Here is a 22,594-nt window from a genome sequence, read left to right on the forward strand (position 1 = left end):
TGGGTACATATGCCCCACGGCCCCCAACGATTGGAGCTTCTCACATGGGCTATTACACGTATGGATACGGGATTGACTTTGCCTACTACGGCATCGTGATCCTTTCCCTCTTCCTGGGACTTATCACCCAGTCCTATATCAGGCGCAAGTACGAGCGCTGGTCCAAGGTCGACGCATCGTTTGACGGCACCGGTGCGGACGTCGCGCGCCAGATGCTCAATGAGGGCGGCGCCTCAAGCGTGGGCATCACATCGGTTCCCGGTCACCTCACGGACTACTACGACCCGCGCGACAACAACCTGCACCTCTCCGAGGAAAACATGCGTGGGGGCTCTGTTGCCTCCGTCGCCGTTGCCTGCCACGAGGCGGGTCACGCGGTGCAGCACGCCAAGGACTACGCCCCCATGCGAGTGCGCACGGCCCTTGTGCCGGTGGTCAACTTCTCGCAAAACGTGTGGATGCTCGTCTTTCTCGCTGGCGTCTTCATGAACGCCGTGGGCCTCGTTCGCATTGCCATTGCGCTCTTTGCCTTCTCCGTAATCTTCCAGCTGGTCACGCTTCCCGTAGAGATCAACGCCTCCAGGCGCGCAGTCCAGTTCCTCGAGACGCATGGCCAGGGCATAGACCGTCAGGGAGCCAAGGAAGTGCTCACGGCGGCTGCGCTCACCTACGTCGCTGCGGCTCTTGTCTCGGTGGTGCAGCTGCTCTACCTCATGGGCCGCACGGACAGGAGGGACTAGCCCATGGCCGGCACCAAGGAGGAGCCGCTCTCGGTGACCGAGGCGGTGCAGGTGGCCAAGGGGCAGGTGGCGCAGATTCCCGCCCTCTTGGTCATGGGCGAGGTGAGCGGTTTCCGTGGGCCTAACGCCCGCTCCGGGCACTGCTACTTCGAGGTCAAGGATGCCACGGCGGCTATGTCGACCATAGCCTGGCGCGGTGTCTACCGTGACTTTGTCGAGACCTCTGGCACGCAGTTGCGTGACGGCCTCCAGATCCAGATGACAGGCGCCTTCGACGTCTACCAGAACACGGGCAAGCTCTCGTTTGTCGCCAAGCACATCACGGTGGCGGGGGAGGGGCTTCTCCGCCAGCAGGTTGCCGAGCTTGCGCGCAAGCTCGAGCGCGAGGGCCTCATGGACCCTGCGCGCAAGAGGCGCATCCCCGCATTCTGCACGCGCGTCTGCGTGGTCACCTCGCTTTCTGGCAGTGTGATCGAGGACGTCAAACGCACGCTGCGGAGAAGGAACCCGCTCGTGCAGATAGACGCTGTTGGCTGCGCCGTGCAGGGCAAGCATGCCCCGGCAACCATCATTCGCGCGCTGGGGGTTGCCGCGGCCTCGCAACCGGACGCAATCCTGCTGGTGCGCGGCGGCGGGTCCTTCGAGGACCTCATGTGCTTCAACGACGAGGAGCTTGCACGCGCCGTTGCCGCCTGTCCCGCGCCCGTGATCACGGGCATTGGCCACGAGCCGGATACCTCCATCTGCGACATGGTATCGGACAGGCGCTGCTCGACGCCCACGGCTGCGGCGGAGTCCGTTGCCCCCGCCATGAATGAGATCGAGACCCTCATCAACCAGCGAGGCGTTCGCCTGGGCAATGCCATGGCCGCCACGCTGCAGGCGGATGCCCGGGAGGTTGACGCGCTTGGCGAGAGGGCCGTGCGCTCGATGGAGGCGCGCCTTTCTCGGCTCACGGTCTTTGTGGACTCGCTGGCGTCCCGTCGCTGCCTCACGGACCCCATGGCAACGCTGGAGGACCGCGCCCGCACGCTCGACCTTACGGAGGAGCGTCTCCACGGGGCAATTCCCAAGTCGCTCGCACGGTCGCGAGAGCGCGTTGACGGAGACGCTCAGAGGCTCTCGGTTGCGGGAAGGGGGCTCCTACGCCCGTACCAGACCTCTGTGGCACGCTACGCTGCCTCGCTCGACGCGCTCTCGCCACTCAAGGTGCTGGGCCGCGGATACGCCCTGGCACGCGACGCCGAGGGACACATACTTTCAAACGCGTCCCAGGTAGAGGTGGGCGACAGCATCTCAGTCCTTCTCGACGAAGGAGAACTTGGGGCAACGGTCACCAGCACGGGCAAGGCAGCCTCATAGGGTGCCTTGATACCAACTGCAGTACAAACACGCGGCTTGCTCGCGAGGAAGGGAGACAAAGATGGCAGAAGACGCCACCAAGGACACGAGGAAGGTCGAGGACCTCAGCTTCAAGGAGGCTTCCGTCGAGCTCGAGCAGATCGTACGCTCGCTTGAGGCCGGAGACCTCGAGCTTGAGGAGTCGCTCGAGCGCTACACCAGGGGCGTGGAGCTCCTGAAGAGCCTGCGCGAGCGCCTTGCCAACGCGGAGCAGAAGGTCCGCGTGCTTCTCGACGCAACCGACGAGGATGCGCCCGTCACCGATACCACGGCTGCGCCCTCCACGGCCTACCTTGACGAGTAGACTCAAGGTGAGGGGGCGGGACAACTCGCCCCTAGTGGGATTCCGTTGCCCGGAAGTGGGATTCCGTTGCCCGGCAAGAAAATCCCGCACACATGAGACAAGAAAGGGAGTAAGAAATGTCAGACTGCCTCTTCTGCAAGATTGCCAACGGAGAGATTCCTACCAACTTTCTGTATGAGGATGACCTCGTGGTCGCCTTCCCGGATATCAACCCGCTGACGCCCACCCACGTGCTCGTTGTCCCCAAGAAGCACTATGAGAACATCACCGACAACGTTCCCGCCGAGACACTTGCTGCCATTGCGCACGCCGTGAAGGTGGTCACCGAGCAGACGGGCATCGACAAGACTGGATTCCGTTGCATCACCAATACCGGTGACGACGGCGGCCAGTCCGTGCACCACCTGCACGTCCACGTGCTTGGTGGCCGCAAGCTCGATCCCAACGCCGGCGAGGGGAAGTAGCGTGGAGTCCAGAAGCCAATCCGCAGCCGAGCGCCATGCACGGGGCTACAACTGCGCCCAGGCCGTGGCCTGCACGTACGGGGACCTTGTGGATGTGGACGAGGTGACGCTCTTCAAAGCGTGCGAGGGCCTGGGCCTTGGCATGGGCGGCATGGAGGGCACCTGCGGGGCACTTTCGGGCGCCTGCATGCTGGCAGGACTTGTCAACAGCACGGGCGACCTTGCGCACCCCACGAGCAAGGGTTCCACCTACGCGCTCTCCCGCCAGATGGTGTCCCAGTTTGCGAGCGAGGCCGGCGCCACGGCGTGCCATGACCTCAAGGGCCGCGAGACGGGCGTGGTTCTCACCCCCTGCCCGCGCTGCATCGAGATTGCCTGCGACCTTGTCGAGAAGACGCTCTTCTCGGGCAGGGACTCCTAGCCTCACAGGGTTTTCTGCGCCTTCCGCGCGGGTTCGCGGCCATCTGGGTGGCAACGGGCCCGCGCGGCGCTATCATGGCCCTTGTTGCGTGTGCATTTGGGGCATCGCACCCTTCGAGAGGAGATTCATGAACGTTCTTGTCATCAACGCCGGCAGCTCGTCTCTTAAGTACCAGTTGCTCGACACCAAGACCCGCGAGGTCTACGCCAAGGGCAACTGCGAGCGCATCGGCATCGACGGCTCATTCGTTGGCCACGAGGAGCGTGGCGGCGAGAAGCAGAAGCTCGAGGTGGCCCTGCCCGACCACAAGACGGCTGTGAAGTACGTCTTCCAGATCCTCGACGAGGGCGGCTTCGATACCGCCAAGATTGAGGGCATTGGTCACCGCGTCGTTCAGGGTGGCTGGTACTTCCCCGAGTCGAAGGTCGTCACCGACGAGACCCTGGGTTGGGTCCGCGAGGTCGCGCCGCTCGCGCCGCTGCACAACTACGCCGAGGCTGACGTTATCGAGATCTGCCGCGACATGTTCCCCTCCATCGGCAACGTGATCGTGGCCGACACCTCGTTCCACTACAACATCCCCGAGAAGGCCTGGCGCTACGCCCTGCCGCGTGACGTCGTGGACAAGCTGCACATCCGCAAGTACGGTGCTCACGGCACCTCTCACCGCTACATCTGGCGCACCACCAACCAGTTCCTCAACGGTGACGTGCACAAGCTGGTCTCCTGCCATCTTGGCTCTGGTGCCTCGCTTGCCGCAATCCAGGACGGTCACGACATGGACACCACCATGGGCCTCACGCCGCTCGACGGTCTCATCATGGGCACTCGCTGCGGCACCATCGACCCAGCCACCGTCTGCTACCTGGTGCGCGAGGGCGGCTACACCATTGACGAGGTCGACACCATGATGAACAAGCAGTCCGGTCTGCTCGCGCTCTCCGGCGTCTCCTCTGACTCCCGCGATATCGAGGCGGGTGCCGAGAAGGGCGACAAGAACTGCCAGATGGCGCTTGACATGTTCTACTACCGCACCTCCCAGCTCATCGCCGAGATGGCGCAGTCCATGCACGGCTTTGACACCATGGCCTTCTCCGCGGGCATTGGCGAGAACTCCGCCGAGATGCGCCTGGGCGTGGCAAAGGAGCTCGAGTGGCTGGGCGTCAAGATCGACGAGAAGGCAAACGAGGTCCGCTCCGACGACCCGCGTGTCATCTCCACGCCGGACTCCAAGGTGAAGGTGCTCGTCGTCCCCACCAACGAGGAGTACATGATTGCCCTCGACGTCGAGGAGCTGCTCTCCAAGTAGCGCTGTTCAAAGCAGTCGATCAACGAGAAGGCCGCCCCGGACTCGCTTCCGGGGCGGCCTTCTTGGGGTGCGGGGGACGGTTGCGCTCAGAACGGCGCGCTTTTAGAACGGGGACACCGAGAACTCGTAGGATACCTTCTCGCCCAGGTCGAGCGACTCCATGCCACGCTTCTCCTCGAAGATGTCCGACTCGTCATGACAGGTGGCAATGCCGCGCCAGGGCTCGATGGCAACAAAGGGCGCGTCGGGCGCCGACCACACGCCAAGGTAGGGGAAGTCGTCGAAGTCAAGTTCTACGCCGTGGCCGCTCTTGGTGCCCAAGAGCGTGACGGTGCGCCCGGGAACGTCCTGGAACGTGAGCGTGAGGTACTTGTCGAAGAGCTCGTGCGAGAGGGGCAGTGCGTCCGCATCCTCGAGGAGCGTGTTGGTCTGGTCAAAGTCGCAGAGGCCGTTTGTGTCGATGCTGGGGGAGACGGCCGTCCAGGGGCGCGTGAAGCGCAGTTCGTAGTCGCCGAAGGACTCGCCGTCAGTGTCTGGTGCGGGAACGTTGAACGCGGGGTGGCCACCAAGCGTGAAGGGCATGATCTCGTCGCCGGTGTTGGTGACGGTGAAGCGCTGAAGCATGCGCTCGCCGTCGACCGCGTAGGTCATGTTGAGACGGAAGGCATAAGGGTAGGCGTGCAGGGTCTCTGGCGTGCTCTCAAGTTCGAAGGTCACGGAGTTTTCGGTCTTCTCGACGATTCGGTGATCGTAGTTCCTTGCCAGGCCGTGGCGGCCAAGGTGAACCTCACCGGCAGCGCTCTTGGCGAAGTTGTTGCGCAGGCAACCCACGATGGGGAAGAGGATGGGAGCCCTTCTCGGCCAGAAGCGTTCGTCGCCCTGCCAGAGGTACTCGTTGCCATCGAGCTTGAGGCTCATGAGCTGGGCGCCCTGTGAGTCTATCGACGCCTCGAGCGCGCCTTTGCGTATTGTGGTGATGGTCGGCATCTCTTCCCCCAAACGTCGCATGCGACCCAGGCGGGTGCCTGGCATGAGCACCTTTGGTGCCCGCTTTGTCTATTCCCAAAATCGGACAGCGTCCACCTCCTGACGGGATCATTTCGACATATCCGGCCTGAAGGGGCGGAAGTTCATCAAAGATTGGTCAAGGTGCCGCGATTGTTAACAAATAGTCGCTCCACCAAAGGTACGGGTAGAATCAATCGTCGGGGCGCGGCACCCGGATTTGCTTTCTGGGCGTCTGTCAATCCCACGGTGAGCGCATCCGCTTCGCGCCATCGCTCGCATGCTTGTCTTTGTTCGGCGCACGTAAGCTGCACCTAGGAGGTCTGCATGGTAGTTGAGGAACTTGAGCAGTATGGTATTCACCACACCGATGACAGGACGGCAATAGACCCGTCGCCCGCTCGGCTGATCGAGAAGGCCGTCTCGCGCGGGGAGGGCATTCTCACCAGCACGGGCGCACTTGCGGTCACCACGGGCAAGTACACGGGCCGCTCGCCAAAGGACCGCTTCATCGTGGACACCCCCGACGTCCATGACAAGATTGCCTGGGGCAACGTGAACGTGCCCTTCTCCGAGGAGGACTACCAGCTCGTTCACGATGAGGTCATCTCGTACCTCTCCGAGCGTCGCATCTTCATGGTCCACGGCATCGCGGGTGCCGACAGGCGCTACTCTCGCAAGATCCTGGTCCTGACCGAGCTTGCCAGCCAGGCGCTCTTTGCGCACCAGATGCTCGTGCGCCCCACCGAGGAGGAGCTTGCCAACTACGGCCGCGCGGACTTCGTGGTCATGGCGTGCCCGGGCCTCAAGCTCGACCCGGCGGTGCACCACACCCATTCCGAGGCCGCGGTCATCATCAACTTCAAGGAGCGTGTTGTTCTCATCGCCGGCACGCAGTACTCCGGCGAGATCAAGAAGTCCATCTTCTCGGTCATGAACTACCTGCTCCCCGTTGAGGAGAACGTGCTCACCATGCACTGCTCCTGCAACATGAACCCGCAGTCGCACGGCACCACGGTCTTCTTTGGCCTCTCGGGCACCGGCAAGACCACGCTTTCTGCCGCCGAGGGACGTCTGCTCATTGGCGACGACGAGCACGGCTGGGCAAAGGACTCTGTCTTCAACATCGAGGGCGGCTGCTACGCCAAGACCATCCGCATCTCCGAGGAGACCGAGCCCCAGATCTGGCACGCCATTCGCTTTGGCTCGCTTTGCGAGAACGTTGTGCTCGACCCCAACAGCCGCGTGGCAGACTACGACGACGACTCGCTCACCGAGAACGGCCGCGTTGCCTACCCTGTTGAGTTCATCGACAACGCCGTGGTCAAGGGCCGCGCAAAGCGTACGCCCGACGTGGTGATCTTCCTCACCGCGGACGCCTTTGGCGTGCTTCCCCCCATCTCAAAGCTGGACGAGAATGCCGCCATGTACCACTTCATGACCGGCTTCACCTCCAAGGTTGCCGGCACCGAGCGCGGCATCAAGGAGCCCACGCCCACGTTCTCCTCGCTCTTTGGCGAGCCGTTCATGCCGCTTGACCCCATGGTCTACGCAAAGATGCTCGGCGAGAAGATCGAGCACAACGGCACGCGTGTCTACCTCATCAACACCGGCTGGTCCGGCGGCTCCTACGGCACCGGCAGCCGCATCAAGCTCAAGTACACGCGCAAGATGGTCGAGGCCGCGCAGTCCGGCATCATCGACGACTCCGAGTTCGTGCACGACGAGCGCTTCAACCTCGACGTGCCCACGAGCTGCTCCGGCGTGCCCGACGAGCTGCTTAACCCGCGCAGCACCTGGGCAGACAAGGACGCCTACGACGCCACGGCCGAGAAGCTCGCACAGATGTTCGTCGAGAACGCCGAGAAGCGCCTGCAGTCGATGACCCCCGAGGTGCGCGCTGCCGGCCCGCACCCGCTGGGGAAGTAGAGATTCTCGCTGCGTGCGGCCTGGCGGCGACATGCTGCCCATGTCGCCCCAAGGCCGCTTTCTGACAGCGCTTGCTCAATAGCGCGCCCTCCGGAGCCATCGTGCTTTCCGGAGGGCGCGTGCGCTTGAGCGCGTACATGCTGAGAGGGTCGAGCAGCCCTACTCGGCCATCTGTGCCTGAACGGCGGTGATGGCCACGACACCGACGATGTCCTCGGCGGAGCAGCCGCGGGACAGGTCGTTGACGGGCTTCGCGATACCCTGGAGAACAGGGCCGTAAGCCTCGGCACCGGCGAAGCGCTGGACCAGCTTGTAGCCAATGTTTCCGGCCTCGAGGTCGGGGAACACGAGTACGTTTGCGTGACCGGCAACGGTGGAGCCGGGTGCCTTGAGCTCGGCTACGCTCGGGACCAGGGCGGCATCAAGCTGCAGGTCGCCGTCGACGGCAAGCTCGGGCGCCTTCTCGTGAGCCAGCGCGGTTGCCTCTTGGACCTTGGTGGGCACGTCGCCCTTGGCGGAGCCCATGGTGGAGAAGGAGAGCATGGCAACCTTGGGCTCGGAGCTCATGTACTTCTTCCAGGAGCCCGCGGAGGCGATGGCAATCTCGGAGAGCTCGTCGGCCGTGGGGTTGATGTTCAAGCCACAGTCAGCGAAGAGCAGGGTGCCGTTCTCGCCAAACTCGGCCTTGTCGGTGCACATGATGAAGAACGCCGAGACAAGCTTGGTGCCGGGGGCGGTCTTCAGGATCTGGAGGGCGGGACGCAGCGTGTTGGCGGTGGAGTGGCATGCACCGGAGACCAGGCCGTCGGCGTCGCCCATCTTGACCATCATGGTGCCAAAGTAGGTGGCGTCGTTCATCTGCTCCATGGCCTCGGGCAGCGTGACGCCCTTCTTCTTGCGCAGCTCAGCGAAGGCGGCAGCGTACTCGTCGTGCTTCTCGGAAGTGCGCGGGTCGATCACGGTGACGCCGGGGACGTCAATCTTGGCGGGGTCGCTAAGGATGACAAGGTCCGCGATGCCCTCGTCCACAATCTGGCGCGCGGCCGCAATGGTGCGCGGATCTTCGCCCTCGGGAAGGACAATCTTCTTCCTGTCTGCCTTGGCGGCGGTCTTCATGCGGTCAAGAAACTCACTCATCGATGCTGCTCCCTCTTGTCTTGTGGTGTGCCGCTTACGCCCCCTGCACGAGCCGTTCGCGGGCATTGGCCTGTAGATTGTGAGACCGTGCCCCGTCGGTCGCAAGGGTCACTATCCATTATAGGAGCGAGTGTTAGAATCAACAGCCAGATCGAGATGCGTTGCGCCCCGCGCACACTTTCGATTATTTTTGGCCGCGCTTCGCGGTTTGAGGTTTCGGGGCCCCACGGGGCGCTTGGGAAGGACTTTCATGGGAATCGCAAACGGACTGCCAGCTGGCTTCAACCCAGATGTATATGACGCCATCATCGTGGGCGCGGGCTACGCGGGTGCGGTCTGCGCCCGTCGCCTTGCCGAGGCGTGCGGCATGAAGGTCGCCGTCATCGAGCGACGCGACCACATTGGCGGCAATGCCTACGACTACGTGGATGATGCGGGCATTCTTGTGCACAAGTACGGTCCGCACATCTACCACACCATGAATGGCCGCGTGAACCAGTACCTCTCGCGCTTCACGGAGTGGACGGGCTACCAGCACAAGGTCCTCGCCAACATCCACGGTACGCTCATGCCGGTTCCCTTCAACCACACCTCGCTCAAGCTTGCCTTTGGTGACGAGAGGGGAGAGGCGCTCTACCAGAAGCTCGTGGCGACCTTTGGCGAGAACAAGAAGGTTCCCATCATGGAGCTGCGCGAGAAGAACGACCCCGAGCTCTCCGAGGTTGCCGACTACGTCTACGAGAATGTCTTCCTCCACTACACCATGAAGCAGTGGGGCAAGACGCCCGACCAGATCGATCCCTCCATCACCGGCCGTGTTCCCGTCTTTGTGGGTGACGATGACCGTTACTTCCCCACGGCCAAGTATCAGGGCATGCCTGCCGAGGGCTACACCAAGCTCTTCGAGAACATGCTCAACCACGACCTCGTCTCCGTCTTCCTTGGTGTCGACGTTCGCGACATCCTCAAGGTTGGCACCTCAAACGTGCTCGTGTGCGGGCGCCCCTATGGTGGAGAGATCGTCTACTCCGGTCCTCTCGACGAGCTCTTTGGGCTTGATTTGGGCGCGCTTCCGTACCGAACGCTGGACATGCAGTTTGAGACTCTGCCCGTGGACCAGTTCCAGCCCGTGGGTACCGTCAACTACACCACGTCCGAGGACTTCACGCGTATTACGGAGTTCAAGAACATGACCGGTCAGGTGGCTCCCGGCCGCACCACCATCATGCGTGAGTACTCAAAGGCGTATGTGCCCGAGAGCGGGCAGACGCCGTACTACGCCATCCTGGAGGACGAGAACCTCAAGCTTTACCGTCGTTATCGCGAGCGCGTTGCCGGCATTCTCAACTTCCACTGCGTGGGACGCCTTGCCGAGTACCGCTACTACGACATGGACGGCGTGGTTGCCTCGGCGCTCAACCTCTCTGACGAGCTTATCCAGGCACACAACTAGTACGCTGGGGCGGGGAGAACGAGGTTCCCCGCCCTCATTATTACCGCGCGGGGAGCGCTCCTCTCTCGTCCGCATGCCAGTAACGTATCGACGACCCAGAACGGCAGAAACACATGGAGAAGACCATCACCTTTGGCATCCCGTGCTACAACGCGGCGGCCTACATGGACAAGTGCATCACTTCCATCCTCGAGGGATCCGGCTACGCCGAGGACGTCGAGATCGTGATTGTGGATGACGGCTCTACCAAGGATGACACGCCCGAGAAGGCCGACGAGTGGGCCGAGCGCTATCCCAACATCATCCGTGCGGTCCATCAGGAGAATGGTGGCCACGGTAAGGCCGTGATGGCGGCTGTGGGTGCTGCCCAGGGCGCATACTTCAAGAACATCGACTCGGACGACTGGTTTGACGCGGAGGCTCTCCAGCGCTTTCTCACCACGCTCCGCCGCTTTGTCGAGCTTGGCGACAGCGTCGAGCTTGTGATCACCAATTACGTGTACGAGCACGTCGAGGACGGCACCCAGAACGTGGTCGACTACCGTCACGTGCTGCCGGTGGGCCGCGTCTTTACCTGGAGCGACATTGGTCACTTCAAGAAGACGCAGTACCTGCTCATGCATGCGCTCACGTACCGCACCAAGACGCTGCGCGCGGCCAACCTCCAGATGCCGGCTCACACGTTCTATGTGGACAACATCTACGCCTACGTGCCGTTCCCCAAGTGCCATAACCTCTACTACCTGGACGTGGACCTCTATCGCTACTTCATTGGGCGCGAGGACCAGTCCGTGAACGACGCCGTGCTCACGAGCCGCGTTGACCACTACTGGCGCGTTGCCCGCGTGATGTGGGAGGCCTATCACCTCTACGACGACGTGCAGCCGCGCAAGCTCCGCGAGTACATGATGAGCTACTTCACGATCATCATGGCCATCTGCTCGGTCTTCTCGAAGAAGTCCGACAGGCCTGATGCCGAGGAGCAGCTGCAGAAGCTCTGGAGTGACCTCAAAGCCTATGACCCCAAGATGTACCGCCGCGCACGCCATGGTGTTGTGGGAATCGCGACCAACCTGCCGGGCCTTGTGGGCAAGGACATCACGCTCTGGGGCTATCGCGTGGCGCAGAAGCACGTGAAATTCAACTAGGGACGCGCAAGGGGAGACGTACCTGAAGCACCGGCGACCGGCTTGCTCCGCGAGTTGCGCTTCGCGAAAACTCGCCAAGCAAGCCGGTCGTCGGTGCATGCGTCTCCCCTTGGCGTGTCTGGCTTCGGGTCTTGGCTCGGGGTCCTTCCTTTTCGGAGACCAGCTCCATTTCTTAATACGACTGCACGCCAACAGGGCAAATGCGGATTGCTTTTAAGAAATGGAGCTCTTCTCTGCGAGGGGCGAGAACGACCTGACTATGGGCTCTGAGGCCTCGCCTTAGGCCGTGCTTACCTTGACGGCTTTTGGGTGACTATACGGGTCGGCACTGAGGCTGTGGACCAGAGCGCAGGCTGGTGGCTCCTGTTTTCTGGCCATCGCATATAGATGACAATTGGCCGCCGAACTTCAAAAGAGCCGGGCAGCTAGTCCGCAATGGGCAGATTCAGCGCTGCCGCGTCGCAATGCCTCCTGTAACCTGCCAGAAGAGAAGACGCAACCATGACTCAACGACCGTGTCTCCTGTCCATAACTGTACCTTCCGAAAATGGGGCACAGCCAGTTGAGGGAAGAGCTGGAAGCTGATGTGAAAGGGGCATGCAATGAACCACGGTGACATCTCTTCAAGCGCGGACTGTGTAGGCGTTGCGGTTGTGAACTGGAAGATGCCGCGTCTTCACGACCAGGCAGGCATCCTCGAGAACTGCGAGCACATCGCTTCCTATATCAAGGGGCTCAAGACCGGACTTCCCGGACTCGACCTCGTGGTCTTTCCTGAGTACTCGACACATGGCATCATGTACGATTTTGACGAGATGATGGCGAATGCGACTACAGTTGATGGTCCTGAGGTCGCAATCTTCAAGAAGGCTTGCATCGAGAACCATGTCTGGGGTGTCTTCTCCCTGACAGGAGAGCGCCACGAAGAGCATCCGAAGAAAGTTCCCTACAACACCCTGATTCTGGTCAACGACAAGGGAGAGATTGTCCAGAAGTACCGCAAGATGATTCCCTGGACGCCAATCGAGGGCTGGTATCCGGGAGATTCGACCTATGTGAGCGAGGGCCCCAAGGGCCTCAAGATTTCCCTCATCATCTGCGATGACGGCAACTATCCCGAGATTTGGCGCGACTGCGCGATGCGCGGGGCCGAGCTCGTCATTCGCTGCCAGGGCTACATGTATCCGGCGAATCAGGAAGAGGTCAACGTCGTTTCCGTCATGGCATGGTGCAACAATGTCTATGCGGCGGTTGCCAATGCATCGGGCTTCGATGGGGTCTATTCCTACTTCGGTCACAGCTCGATCTGCGGATTTGACGGAAATATCCTCGGCATGACTGGCGCAGAGGACTACAGTTACCAGTATGCGCAGCTCTCGGTGTCTGCCATTCGCGATGCCCGTGCCAACTGGCAGTCCCAGAACCATCTCTACAAGCTCTTGCACCGCGGCTATACGGGCACAATCAATTCGGGCGAAGAGCGCTTCGGCGAGCCAAAGTGTCAGTTTGAGTTCTACCGCAAGTGGGTCGAAGACCCCGAAGGCACCCAGAAAGAGGTCGAGGGCATGACCAGGACGCTTCCGGGCGTCAAGTGGGCACCGATTCCCGGCATTCCCCACGAGGAATAGCGCAGAGGAATAGCGCAGAGGACAATAATGGTGAGCGGGGCTGTCCAGTTGGGCAGCCCCGCTCTTTGCTCTAGACCTTCGTTGCTGGCAGAATCTCTGCAAGCTATTCCTCGAGCTTTGGTGCATCGCCCCGATGGCAGGGAACGGACAGGATGCTCACGGTGGCGGTCCTGGCATGCTCGGGACAAGGCGCTGCCCCTCTTCTGGTAACTCCACACGTTGAGGGGGCCTTGCCCGGCGCTTGCCAGTCGCCGCAGGAGTTACGCCAGGTCTCGAGCAGCAGGAAGGCCGTACGCTGCGGTGGCGCTTCTCGCCCCATCCGCAATCGCCCGCTCGAGAGCGCGGGTGGCGAGAACTCCCACAACGTCCACCTGCGCCTCGACCTCGCCCGTGGCCATCACAAAGATGGTGTCGCCGTCGTTGGTGGTGTGCGTGGGCCTGATGGCGTGGGCGTAGGCGTCCGCCGCCATCTGGGCCACCTTCGTGGCCTGCGGCTTGGTGAGACGGGCGTTTGTGACCACGCACGAGATGGTCGTGTTGGTGCGACGCTCAAGCGGCATCTGGGCTGCCAGGGAGAGAACCTCGCCCTCCGTGCTTGCAAGGGCCTCGCCGTCTTTGGTACGAAGACCTGCAATTGCCGCGCCGGTTGCGGAGTCGACCACGTCTCCGCAGGCGTTCACGGCGGCCACGGCGCCGCAGACCAACGCGCCGGCGCTTTCCACGTCCTCGCCAAGGCCGCTCTTCATGGCGCGCGCGGGACCTCCAACCTTGCCTACAGTGCAACCCGTCCCTGCGCCCACGTTACCGCGAGCAAGCGGCTCTCCGTTTCCTGCAAGCGCTAAGCGCGTGGCATGGGCCCCGTCCTCTGCCGTGGGTCGCACGTGCGGGTCTCCACACGTCAAGTCGAACACGCACGCGCCTGAGACAATGGGCACCACGCCAACTCCCACGTCCAGCCCAATGCCGTTGCGCTCGAGCTCTTCTGCGACGCCACAGGACGCTGCAAGGCCGTATGCGGACCCGCCCGAGAGAACCACGGCATTGAGGGTCTGGACGGTCTCCTCAGGGCGGAGAAGGTCCGTCTCACGCGTTGCTGGGGCACCACCGCGAACGTCGACGCCACCCGTGGCGCCCTTGGGGCACACGATGACCGTGCAGCCCGTGCCGGCCTCGGCGTTGGTCGTATGCGCGGCAAAGATCCCGGGAATCTGGGTGATGCTCTCGATGCTTGCCATGGTTGTTCCTCTCGTCAGCTAGCCCTGCGCACCCAGGCAGTGGGCAACGAGGTCCTGTCTGCCGAAAAGCGCCTCAAGTTCTCTCACCACGCGGGCCACCGGCAGACCCACGACGTTTGCCCAGTCGCCTTCGATGCCGCTCACAAGCAGCCTACCGCGCCCCTGGATGCCATAGGCGCCTGCCTTGTCCATGGGCTCGCCGGAGGCAACGTAGGCACGAATCTCCTCGTCTGTGAGGTCAAAGAACGAGACGCGCGTGGTCTCGACAAAGGAGCGGGTCGCAAGAGCCTGTGCCGTGGGGTCAAGGTGCATGAGGCAGACCCCCGTGGATACGTGATGCGCGCGGCCTGAGAGCTCTAGCAGCATAGCGCGGGCGGCCTTCTCGTCTGTGGGCTTGCCTAGAACGTCGCCGTCCTCGGTCCAGACAATGGTGTCGGCGGCGAGAAGCACATCCTCAGTTGCCCTTCCTGCCAGCGAGCCGCGCGTTGCCTCGGCCTTCTGACGGGCAAGCCGCTCCACCAGGTGCGTGGGCGTCTCGCCCTCTTGGCGTGTCTCGTCTATGTCTGCAGGCACGATGGTGAGCGAGAAGCCCGCCGCCTCGAGGAGCTGACGCCGTCTGGGAGATTGAGATGCCAGGTACATGCGCTTCCAATCGCTGGGGTGTGTTCGTTGGTAGCATAGCCGTTCTGCGGTAGCCCGTGGTCTTGGTCGAGCAAAGACAAAGCGAGGGGGCCGCATATGCGGCCCCCTCGCCTGTGCCAGAGCCGTATGAGCCGTGTGGGCTACTCGACGGTGATGGCGGAGACGGGGCAGTTGTCAGCCGCCTCCTGGGCGCTGTCCTCGGCATCCTCGGGCACGTCGCCCTCGATGGCGTGCGCGACGCCGTCGTCACCGATGCTAAAGACGTCGGGGCAGGTGCCCTCGCAAAGACCGCAGCCGATGCAATCCTCGTTGACAGAAGCCTTCATGTTGCGTTCCTCTCACTTGAACTTCTCGTCCCTGGGCCCCTTACCCAAGGTCCTAATCTTTTTACACGTTTCCGAAGCGGTGCGCAACGTTATTCTGCCTGCGGTCTAAAAAGAGCTGCGAGCCACAGAATTGGGCCGTTGAACTGCGGTTTATTCCTAGCTGTGGAGGGGGATTTGGCGCCGGAGGGCACGTTGCTGACGTAATCTCGCACAAAGTGGGCCTTCGGGCGTCAATAACTCGCCCCAAGGCCCACTTCAGCAAGCGGCAGCGCCCTCACTTAGAGGTCTTTTCTCATCCAGACGTGGGGACAGCCCTCATCATCGCATCTCTCGTCGAGCGCGCGAAAGCCGAGCTTCTCGTAGAAGTCCTGAACCCTCGCCTGCGCCAACAGCTCGATGCGGTGCTTGCCGTCTTCTGCAGCGCACCTCTCGCATGCGCGTACGAGAGCCCGACCAGTGCCCTTGCCTCTGCCGGCCTTGAGCACCGCAAGCCTCCCAAGCACAAGGCACCTACGCTTATCCGAGAAGAACAGGCGGCAGGTCCCTATCGGCGCACCGTCCTCGAAGGCAACAAGGTGCAGCGCCGAGTCGTCGATAGCGTCAAACTCGTTCTGGAATCCCTGCTCTTCCACGAAGACCTTCGTGCGGACGAGAACCGCCTCCTGTGGAAGCGAGCGATACGAGCGAATCTCCAAGCTAGATCCTCCTGCCTAGGTCCTATTGCGCGACCTGCGTGCTTTTGCAATGAGACAAAGGGACTGTCCCCTTGTCTCATTGCCTGTGCAGGATGGTCACGTTCTCCACGTGGAAGGTCTGCGGGAAGAGGTCCACGGGCGTCACGCTCACGGGCTCGAACACGCCCTCGTCGCGGAAGCGCGCGAGGTCGCGGGCAAGTGTCGCGGGGTCGCAGGAGACGTACGCAATTGCGCGCGCCGGCTGGTCGGAGAGCTGCGCCACCACGTCGGCAGCAAGGCCCGCGCGTGGCGGGTCGACCACGATGACGTCCGCATCGACGTCTGGAAACTCGATGCCCGCGTCTCCGCCAATGGGGTCGACGTTGGTGAGGTTTGCCGCGTCAAGGTTGTGACGGAGGTCTCGCACGGCCGGACCGTAGGACTCGACTGCCGAGACAAAGCCAGACTTGCGTGCAAGCGGCAGCGTGAAGGTGCCTGCCCCGCAGTAGAGGTCCATGGCCTCCTCGTCCTCGACAGGGGAGAGCCCCTCCATCACCAGAGAGACGAGCTTGTCAGCGCCCCTGGTGTTCACCTGGAAGAACGAGGGCGCCGAGACGCGCATGGACTCGCTCCCCACAAGCTCGCCCCAGGAACCCTTGCCCGAGAGACGCTCGACGCCGGCTATGCGTCGTGCCTTTGCCGGCCCCTTCTGCATGACGCGGACCACGGAAGTCACCTTGGTGGCGTCGCCAAGCACCTTGGCCACCTGCGGGCGCGGGAAGGGGCCCGGCGTGCCCCAAAGGGCCACCTCAAGCTCCTTTGTGCGCCGAGAAGCGCGAATGCCCACGCGCTCGAGGCCTAGGTCGCGAGAGCCGGCAAGGAAGTTCATGGCCCCCTGCACGGCCTTCACGACGCCCTTGAACTTGGAGTCCAGAAGCGGGCAGGAGGGAACCTTCACCACGTCAGAAGAGCCTGCCGCATGCATGCCCACCATGGTGCGCCCGCGCTGGGTTCCCACGGCAAGCTCGACCTTGTTGCGGTAGCCCCAGGGCTCGCCGGGGGCCACGATGGGCGCTACGAGGGCCTCGGCGTCCTCTGCCGAGAAGCCCCCCAGGCGCGTGAGCGCGTCGACAACGCCGGAGCGCTTGGCGGCAAGCTGGGCCTCGTAGGACAGATGCGCCCAGGGACAACCGCCACAGACGTCCACAAAGGGGCAGGGCGGTGTCACGCGGTCAGGCGAGTCCTCGAGCACCGTGGTCACATGCGCACGAGAGAAGCGCGCCTCCTCGGCGTCCGTCTCGGCCTCCACGGTATCGCCGGGCACGCCACCCGTAACGAACACGGTCTTGCCATCGGCATCGTGCGCAATCGCCTCTGGGCCGTAGCCCATACGCTCGATCTTTAGCCTCTTTGTTGTCATGCGCTCGTCCTTGCGTTAGTCCTCGTCCATCGGTCCGCCAAAGAGTACGCCAAATCCGCGACCAATGAGTGAGAAAGCTGTGGCAATGCGGCTGCGCTTCCTTTTCGCGGGTGCTGGGGACGTTGCGGCGGGCGTGGGCGCCGGAGCGGGCTCTGGTGATGGCTTGTTCTCCGCCTTGGCTACGAGCGCCGGCTCCGCAGCCTCCTGCGGCTTGGCAGCATCGGCCGCCACTGGCTCCTCGCCCGCGTGGACCTCCTCTTCAACCTCTGCGTCTTCGGCAGCGGTGAGCACGCGCTCGGCAACCTGCGCGGCGTGCAGCTCCTCGCGCTTCTCTTCCTCCTCGCGACGCTCCTCGCGCTCGGTGATGCGCACTGTTGCATCGGACGTGGGGTCGATTGAGGCAACGAGCTTCTCGGCAGCGTGCGGGTGGTCATATCCGCCCGTTGCGGGCAGCGACGAGAGCGCCTGCGCAAGCCCGTGCGGAATCTTCTCGATGCGCGAGAAGGGCGTGAGGGCGATGGCCTCGGAACGCTTGGTGTGAGCCCGCACGCGGGCAAGCGCGAGCAGGACCTCCTGGCTGTTGATGGGCGGTTCGTCCTTCTCGCGAGGGACCTTCTCCCAGGTCCCCTTGGCCGTGAGCCGGCGCGCCTTTACGTTGTCGGCAAGCTGGAGGTTCACGAAGGTCGTGACTAGAGCGCGGCAGCTGGGGTCGAGCACCGGGTAGGCGATCTCCACGCGTCGCTCGGTGTTTCTCGTCATCATGTCGGCGCTGGAGAGGTAGATCGTGTCGGACTCGGCACCAAAGGCGTAGACGCGGGCGTGCTCGAGAAAGCGTCCCACGATCTGCCGCACAACAAGGCCGTCGGTCTTGCCGGGGACGTTGGCGCGGATGCAGCAGATGCCGCGCACGATCATGAGCACGCGCACGCCAGCCTCGCAGGCCTCGGCGATCTTGTCGATCACGTCGCGGTCGGTGAGGGAGTTCATCTTGAGGAAGACCTGCGCGGGCTGGTTGGCTCGGGCGCGCTCGATCTCGCGGTCGAGGCCGCGCATCACGAGCGGCTTGAGGCTTGCCGGCGCCACGCCCAGCAGCTGGTAGGAGCCGCGGAGATTTCCCAGCGAGAGGTTGCGGAAGAACGTGTTGCCGTCCGTGCCAATGGTGGGGTTGGCCGTCATGAGCATGAAGTCCGAGTAGAGCTTGGCGGTCTTCTCGTTGAAGTTGCCCGTTCCCAGGCAGGTGATGCGGCTGATGCCGGCGTTGTCATGGTAGGTAATCTGGCAGATCTTCGAGTGGCACTTGAAGCCCTCGGAGCCGTAGATTACGGTGCAGCCGGCGTCCTCCAGGCGCTCTGCCCAGGCGATGTTGTTCTCCTCGTCAAAGCGGGCACGCAGCTCCATGAGTACGGTGACGTCCTTGCCTGCCTCGGCGGCGGCTATGAGGCTCTCGCAGAGGTGGCTGCTCTTGGCCACGCGGTAGAGCGTGATCTTGATAGAGATGCACTGGTCGTCCGAGGAGGCCTCGCGGACAAGGCGAAGCAGCGGAGACATGCTCTCGTACGGGTAGGTGAGAAGGACGTCGTGGTCCTCCACCTGGCCGCGCATGGGGAGCTTGGCGTTGACCATGGGCGAGGGCTGGGGCTCGAAGGGCGGGAAGACAACCTCGGCGTGGGCCCAGTCGGGGATCTTTGCCTCGAGGCCATAGACGTAGCCCAAGTCGAGCGGCATGCTCACGTGGAAGACGCGACGCTCCTCAAGGCCAAGCTCCTGTGCGACAAGCGCCTCCCACTTGCGGCCAAGCTCGCCGGAGACCTCGAGCCGCACCGGCTGCAGCCGCTGGCGCAGCTTGAGGATCTTCTTCATGTGCTGGCGGTAGTCTTCCTCCTCCTCGACGCCCTCGCCATCGGGGTCGATGTCTGCGTTGCGCGTGACGCGCAGCACTGCGGACTTCTTGGGGATGTACTCGCCAAAGCTGCGGTCGAGGAAGGTGCGCATGACGTCCTCGATGAGGGTGTAGCGGAAGGTCCTGGCGCCTGAGGGCAGGGCGACCACGCGAGACTCGGAGGCAGGCACCTCGATGATGCCTAGGACGCCTGTCTCGTCCGGGCCGTTGAGCGTGCAGGCCACAAAGAGACGGCCGTTCCTCAGGTTGGGGAAGGGGTGGCGCGGGTCGACCACCATGGGGGAGATGATGGGTGCGAGACGGGCGTCGAAGTACTTGGAGAGGGCGGTGCGGTCCTCCGGCGTGTACGCATCGGGAGTCACGCGGGCAAGTCCGTGGGAGGCAAGCTCGCCCTCGACCAGCGCAAGCGCCTCCTGATGGCGCGCCACGTCTGCGGGCAGCGCGGCAAAGATGTCGTCGAGCTGCTCGGCGGGCGTCCTGTTTGACTTGTTGTCACGCGGCTGGTTCTTGAGGGAGGCGAGGTCGGACAGGCCGCCAATGCGGATCATGAACCACTCGTCGAGGTTGGAGCCAAAGATGGCGCAGAACTTGAGCCGCTCGAAGAGGGGGACGGTCTCGTCGAATGCCTCGTCGAGCACGCGGCTGTCAAAGCGCAGCCAGCTGAGCTCGCGGTTCTGGGTGTAGGAGAAGTCGCGCTTGCGGCGGCCGCCCGTCTCGTCCTTCTCGGTTGCGTCGTCGGCAAACTCCTCGGCTGCCTTCTCGAGGGCGTTGCCGCGCGTCTTTTCCTTTAGGGATTCCGCACTCTTCGAAGGTGTCATCTGCTGCTCCGACATGATCATTCCTCCCCGCGCACGTTTCCGCGCGAATGGATTGATTGTTCTGGTCCTGATTCTAGCAGGGGTCAAAATGACTTAGCGGGCTCTCATGGGGTATCGTTTAGGAGGTAGGGAGATGCTTACGAAAGCATTACGGAGGATGCGATGACAACGGGTCTCAACATTTGCTCTGAGATTGGCGAGCTTCGCAAGGTCATGCTCCACAGGCCGGGTGACGAGCTTCTCAACCTCTCGCCCGACAACATCGGTCGCCTCCTCTTTGATGACATCCCGTTTCTGGAGACAGCCCAGGCAGAGCACGACCGCTTTGCCCAGATGCTTCGCGATGAGGGCGTCGAGGTGCTCTACCTCGATCAGCTCGTGGCAGAGGCGCTGGCTGCAAACCCCACGGCGCGCGAGGCGTTCATCCGCGACTACGTGGCCGAGTGCGGCATTGACGGGCCTGGTGTGCGCGAGGCCGTGCGCCAGCGTTTGGAGGCCATAGACGACCCCCGCGAGCTTGTCGAGAAGGCCATCACCGGCGTGCGCGCAGACGAGGTGGACCTTGCCTCGGTTAAGGATGCCTCGCTTGCCGACGTGATGGAGGCAGGCGGTGGAGACGAGAACCCCATCCTGGTGGATCCCATTCCCAACGTCTACTTTACGCGCGACACCTTCTCGGTCATTGGTTCTGGTGTGAGCCTCAACCACATGCGTTCGGCGACGAGGCGTCGTGAGTCGCTCTTTGGCCGCTACCTCTTCGCCTACCACCCGGAGTACGTGCACGTGCCCATCTGGTACGACCCCGCGAGCCCCTACCACATCGAGGGCGGCGACATCCTGGTGCTGAGCGCCAGCGTGATTGGCGTGGGCATCTCCGAGCGCACGCAGCCGGCGGCAATAGACCGGCTTGCCAAGCACCTGCTCTGGAGCGAGCAGTCCCCGGTGCGCGCGGTGTATGCCTTCTCGATTCCGCACAAGCGCTCATTCATGCACCTCGACACCGTGTTTACGCAGGTGGATGTCGATACCTTCACGGTTCACCCAGGTATTCTCGGCACGCTCAAGGTCTTTTCCATCACGCGTGGCGCTCATCAGGGCGAGACGCGCATCTCGCAGATGGAGGGTACGCTCGACCAGGTGCTTGCCAGCGCGCTTGGGCTCCCTGCCGTGCGGCTTATCAAGTGCGGGGGAGACGACCCAATCGCTGCGGCGCGCGAGCAGTGGAACGACGGCTCCAACACCCTGGCCGTGCGTCCTGGCACCGTGATGGTCTACCAGCGAAACGCCGTAACCAACGACATCCTCTACCGCGCGGGCGTGAACCTTCTGGAGATTCCCTCGGCCGAGCTCTCGCGCGGACGGGGCGGCCCGCACTGCATGAGCATGGCGTTCTGGAGGGATGCCGTGAAGTAGGTGGGCGGTGGGCTTCTCGTGCCGACGAGGGTTTAGACTTTGACTTGCTGCCTTGCGCAGCGGGCACCACACCCTCATCCCGCGTACGGGAAGAAAGGACCATCCATGGCCGTCAACCTCTCTGGACGCAACTTCCTCAAGCTGCTCGACTTCACGCCCGAGGAGATTCGCTACCTCCTCGACCTCTCTGCCGACCTCAAGGCAAAGAAGCGCGTGCACGAGCCGCACCGCTACCTCGAGGGCAAGAACATCGTCCTGCTCTTCGAGAAGACCTCCACGCGCACGCGCTGCAGCTTCGAGGTCGCTGGCCACGATCTGGGCATGAACGTGACCTATCTCGACCCTGGCTCGAGCCAGATGGGCAAGAAGGAGTCCATCGAGGACACCGCGCGCGTGCTTGGCCGCATGTTCGACGGCATCGAGTACCGCGGCTACGCGCAGTCCATCGTCCAGACGCTGGCCGACTATGCTGGTGTCCCCGTGTGGAACGGCCTTACCACCGAGTTCCACCCCACGCAGATGCTCGCCGACGTCCTCACCATGCGCGAGGAGTTTGGCAACGACCTCTCCGGCCGCAAGCTTACCTTCATGGGCGATGCGGGCAACAACGTGGGCAACTCCCTCATGGTGGTGTGCGCCAAGCTTGGCATTGACTTCTGCGCGTGCGGGCCTGAGAAGCAGATGCCCGCGCCCGAGCTTGTCGAGCAGTGTCGCGCCATTGCCGCCGAGAACGGCTCCACGATCACACTCACCGAGGACGTGGACGAGGGCGCGCGCAACGCCTCCGTCATCTACACGGACATCTGGGTCTCGATGGGCGAGCCCGACAGCCTCTGGGCAGAGCGCATCAAGCTCCTGAAGCCCTACCAGGTCACTGGTGACGTGATGGCCAAGGCCGCCCCCGACGCCATCTTCATGCACTGCCTCCCCAGCTTCCACGACCGCCACACCACCATTGGCGAGGACATCTACGAGAAGTTCGGACTCGCCGAGATGGAGGTTACCAACGAGGTCTTCGAGGGGCCGCGTTCCCGTGTCTTCGACGAGGCCGAGAACCGCATGCACACGATAAAGGCCGTGATGTACGCGACGCTCAAGTAGGCGGACGCAGCTGTTGGGCGGGGGCTGAATGAGACAAAGGGACAGTCCCTTTGTCTCATTCATGTCTTGGGTGAACTAACGTGCCAACGGCCATTTTTGCAAGCCGTTTGCAAGTGAGACAAAGGG

At 62.9% G+C, this 22,594-nt stretch carries 20 protein-coding genes; 12 read left to right on the top strand and 8 right to left on the bottom strand.

Going from position 1 to position 22,594, the window contains the following annotated elements:
- Window positions 1–44: 44 nt before the first annotated feature.
- The 6 genes from NVS32_RS07755 (at window position 45) to NVS32_RS07780 (ending at window position 4,639) form a co-directional block, all read left to right on the top strand.
- Window positions 45–740: a zinc metallopeptidase gene (locus NVS32_RS07755; protein WP_032111862.1), complete on the top strand. Its 696-nt coding sequence runs from the start codon at window positions 45–47 to the stop codon at window positions 738–740.
- Between the two features lie 3 nt (window positions 741–743).
- Window positions 744–2,102: an exodeoxyribonuclease VII large subunit gene (gene xseA / locus NVS32_RS07760; protein ID WP_118110243.1), complete on the top strand. Its 1,359-nt coding sequence runs from the start codon at window positions 744–746 to the stop codon at window positions 2,100–2,102.
- Between the two features lie 61 nt (window positions 2,103–2,163).
- Window positions 2,164–2,445 carry an exodeoxyribonuclease VII small subunit gene (xseB, locus tag NVS32_RS07765; protein WP_032111860.1) on the top strand — a complete coding sequence of 94 codons (282 nt, stop codon included), beginning with the start codon at window positions 2,164–2,166 and terminating at the stop codon, window positions 2,443–2,445.
- A 116-nt stretch (window positions 2,446–2,561) separates the two neighbouring features.
- The gene (locus NVS32_RS07770; RefSeq protein WP_032111859.1) at window positions 2,562–2,909 is read left to right on the top strand and encodes a histidine triad nucleotide-binding protein; all 348 of its coding nucleotides are present in this window, start codon (window positions 2,562–2,564) and stop codon (window positions 2,907–2,909) included.
- Between the two features lies 1 nt (window position 2,910).
- Window positions 2,911–3,330, top strand: coding sequence for a C-GCAxxG-C-C family protein (locus NVS32_RS07775; protein ID WP_032111858.1), 420 nt, complete (start codon window positions 2,911–2,913; stop codon window positions 3,328–3,330).
- A 127-nt stretch (window positions 3,331–3,457) separates the two neighbouring features.
- Window positions 3,458–4,639: an acetate/propionate family kinase gene (locus NVS32_RS07780; protein ID WP_258499305.1), complete on the top strand. Its 1,182-nt coding sequence runs from the start codon at window positions 3,458–3,460 to the stop codon at window positions 4,637–4,639.
- A gap of 102 nt (window positions 4,640–4,741) precedes the next feature.
- Here NVS32_RS07780 and NVS32_RS07785 read toward each other — a convergent pair whose 3' ends face one another.
- The gene (locus NVS32_RS07785) at window positions 4,742–5,626 is read right to left on the bottom strand and encodes an aldose 1-epimerase family protein (protein WP_032111856.1); all 885 of its coding nucleotides are present in this window, start codon (window positions 5,624–5,626) and stop codon (window positions 4,742–4,744) included.
- 345 nt (window positions 5,627–5,971) lie between these two features.
- Between NVS32_RS07785 and pckA the strand changes: the two genes are divergently transcribed.
- Complete coding sequence (pckA, locus tag NVS32_RS07790; protein ID WP_258499306.1) at window positions 5,972–7,573, top strand: phosphoenolpyruvate carboxykinase (ATP); 1,602 nt, start codon at window positions 5,972–5,974, stop codon at window positions 7,571–7,573.
- 159 nt (window positions 7,574–7,732) lie between these two features.
- Here pckA and pta read toward each other — a convergent pair whose 3' ends face one another.
- Entirely contained in the window at window positions 7,733–8,776 is a 1,044-nt protein-coding gene (pta, locus tag NVS32_RS07795; RefSeq protein ID WP_258499307.1) for a phosphate acetyltransferase, read from the bottom strand.
- A 184-nt stretch (window positions 8,777–8,960) separates the two neighbouring features.
- Here pta and glf point away from each other — a divergent pair, with 184 nt between their 5' ends.
- The 3 genes from glf (at window position 8,961) to NVS32_RS07810 (ending at window position 12,939) form a co-directional block, all read left to right on the top strand.
- Window positions 8,961–10,163, top strand: coding sequence for a UDP-galactopyranose mutase (glf, locus tag NVS32_RS07800; RefSeq protein ID WP_258499308.1), 1,203 nt, complete (start codon window positions 8,961–8,963; stop codon window positions 10,161–10,163).
- Window positions 10,164–10,276: 113 nt separating this feature from the next.
- Window positions 10,277–11,311, top strand: a complete 1,035-nt coding sequence (locus NVS32_RS07805; protein ID WP_258499309.1) for a glycosyltransferase family 2 protein — start codon at window positions 10,277–10,279, stop codon at window positions 11,309–11,311.
- 602 nt (window positions 11,312–11,913) lie between these two features.
- Window positions 11,914–12,939, top strand: a complete 1,026-nt coding sequence (locus NVS32_RS07810) for an aliphatic amidase (protein ID WP_258499310.1) — start codon at window positions 11,914–11,916, stop codon at window positions 12,937–12,939.
- A gap of 260 nt (window positions 12,940–13,199) precedes the next feature.
- Here NVS32_RS07810 and NVS32_RS07815 read toward each other — a convergent pair whose 3' ends face one another.
- The 6 genes from NVS32_RS07815 to ppk1 all read right to left on the bottom strand — a co-directional run bounded on the left by NVS32_RS07815 (window position 13,200) and on the right by ppk1 (window position 19,969).
- The gene (locus NVS32_RS07815; RefSeq protein WP_258499311.1) at window positions 13,200–14,174 is read right to left on the bottom strand and encodes a P1 family peptidase; all 975 of its coding nucleotides are present in this window, start codon (window positions 14,172–14,174) and stop codon (window positions 13,200–13,202) included.
- 18 nt (window positions 14,175–14,192) lie between these two features.
- Entirely contained in the window at window positions 14,193–14,816 is a 624-nt protein-coding gene (locus NVS32_RS07820) for a Maf family protein (protein ID WP_258499312.1), read from the bottom strand.
- Between the two features lie 140 nt (window positions 14,817–14,956).
- Window positions 14,957–15,142, bottom strand: a complete 186-nt coding sequence (locus tag NVS32_RS07825; RefSeq protein ID WP_059054545.1) for a ferredoxin — start codon at window positions 15,140–15,142, stop codon at window positions 14,957–14,959.
- Window positions 15,143–15,420: 278 nt separating this feature from the next.
- The gene (locus NVS32_RS07830; protein ID WP_258499313.1) at window positions 15,421–15,837 is read right to left on the bottom strand and encodes a GNAT family N-acetyltransferase; all 417 of its coding nucleotides are present in this window, start codon (window positions 15,835–15,837) and stop codon (window positions 15,421–15,423) included.
- Between the two features lie 76 nt (window positions 15,838–15,913).
- Complete coding sequence (rlmD, locus tag NVS32_RS07835; protein ID WP_258499314.1) at window positions 15,914–17,236, bottom strand: 23S rRNA (uracil(1939)-C(5))-methyltransferase RlmD; 1,323 nt, start codon at window positions 17,234–17,236, stop codon at window positions 15,914–15,916.
- A 15-nt stretch (window positions 17,237–17,251) separates the two neighbouring features.
- Window positions 17,252–19,969, bottom strand: a complete 2,718-nt coding sequence (gene ppk1 / locus NVS32_RS07840) for a polyphosphate kinase 1 (protein ID WP_258499315.1) — start codon at window positions 19,967–19,969, stop codon at window positions 17,252–17,254.
- Window positions 19,970–20,116: 147 nt separating this feature from the next.
- Between ppk1 and NVS32_RS07845 the strand changes: the two genes are divergently transcribed.
- Both NVS32_RS07845 and argF read left to right on the top strand, forming a co-directional pair.
- A complete protein-coding gene (locus tag NVS32_RS07845) occupies window positions 20,117–21,367 on the top strand; it encodes an arginine deiminase (RefSeq protein ID WP_118343155.1) in 1,251 nt (416 codons plus the stop codon).
- Window positions 21,368–21,472: 105 nt separating this feature from the next.
- Window positions 21,473–22,468 (top strand): ornithine carbamoyltransferase, encoded by a 996-nt coding sequence (gene argF / locus NVS32_RS07850; protein ID WP_258499316.1) that lies wholly within the window; start codon window positions 21,473–21,475, stop codon window positions 22,466–22,468.
- Window positions 22,469–22,594 lie beyond the last annotated feature (126 nt).

Origin of the sequence: Tractidigestivibacter montrealensis (assembly GCF_024741235.1) — a bacterium.
GTDB lineage: Bacteria > Actinomycetota > Coriobacteriia > Coriobacteriales > Atopobiaceae > Tractidigestivibacter > Tractidigestivibacter montrealensis.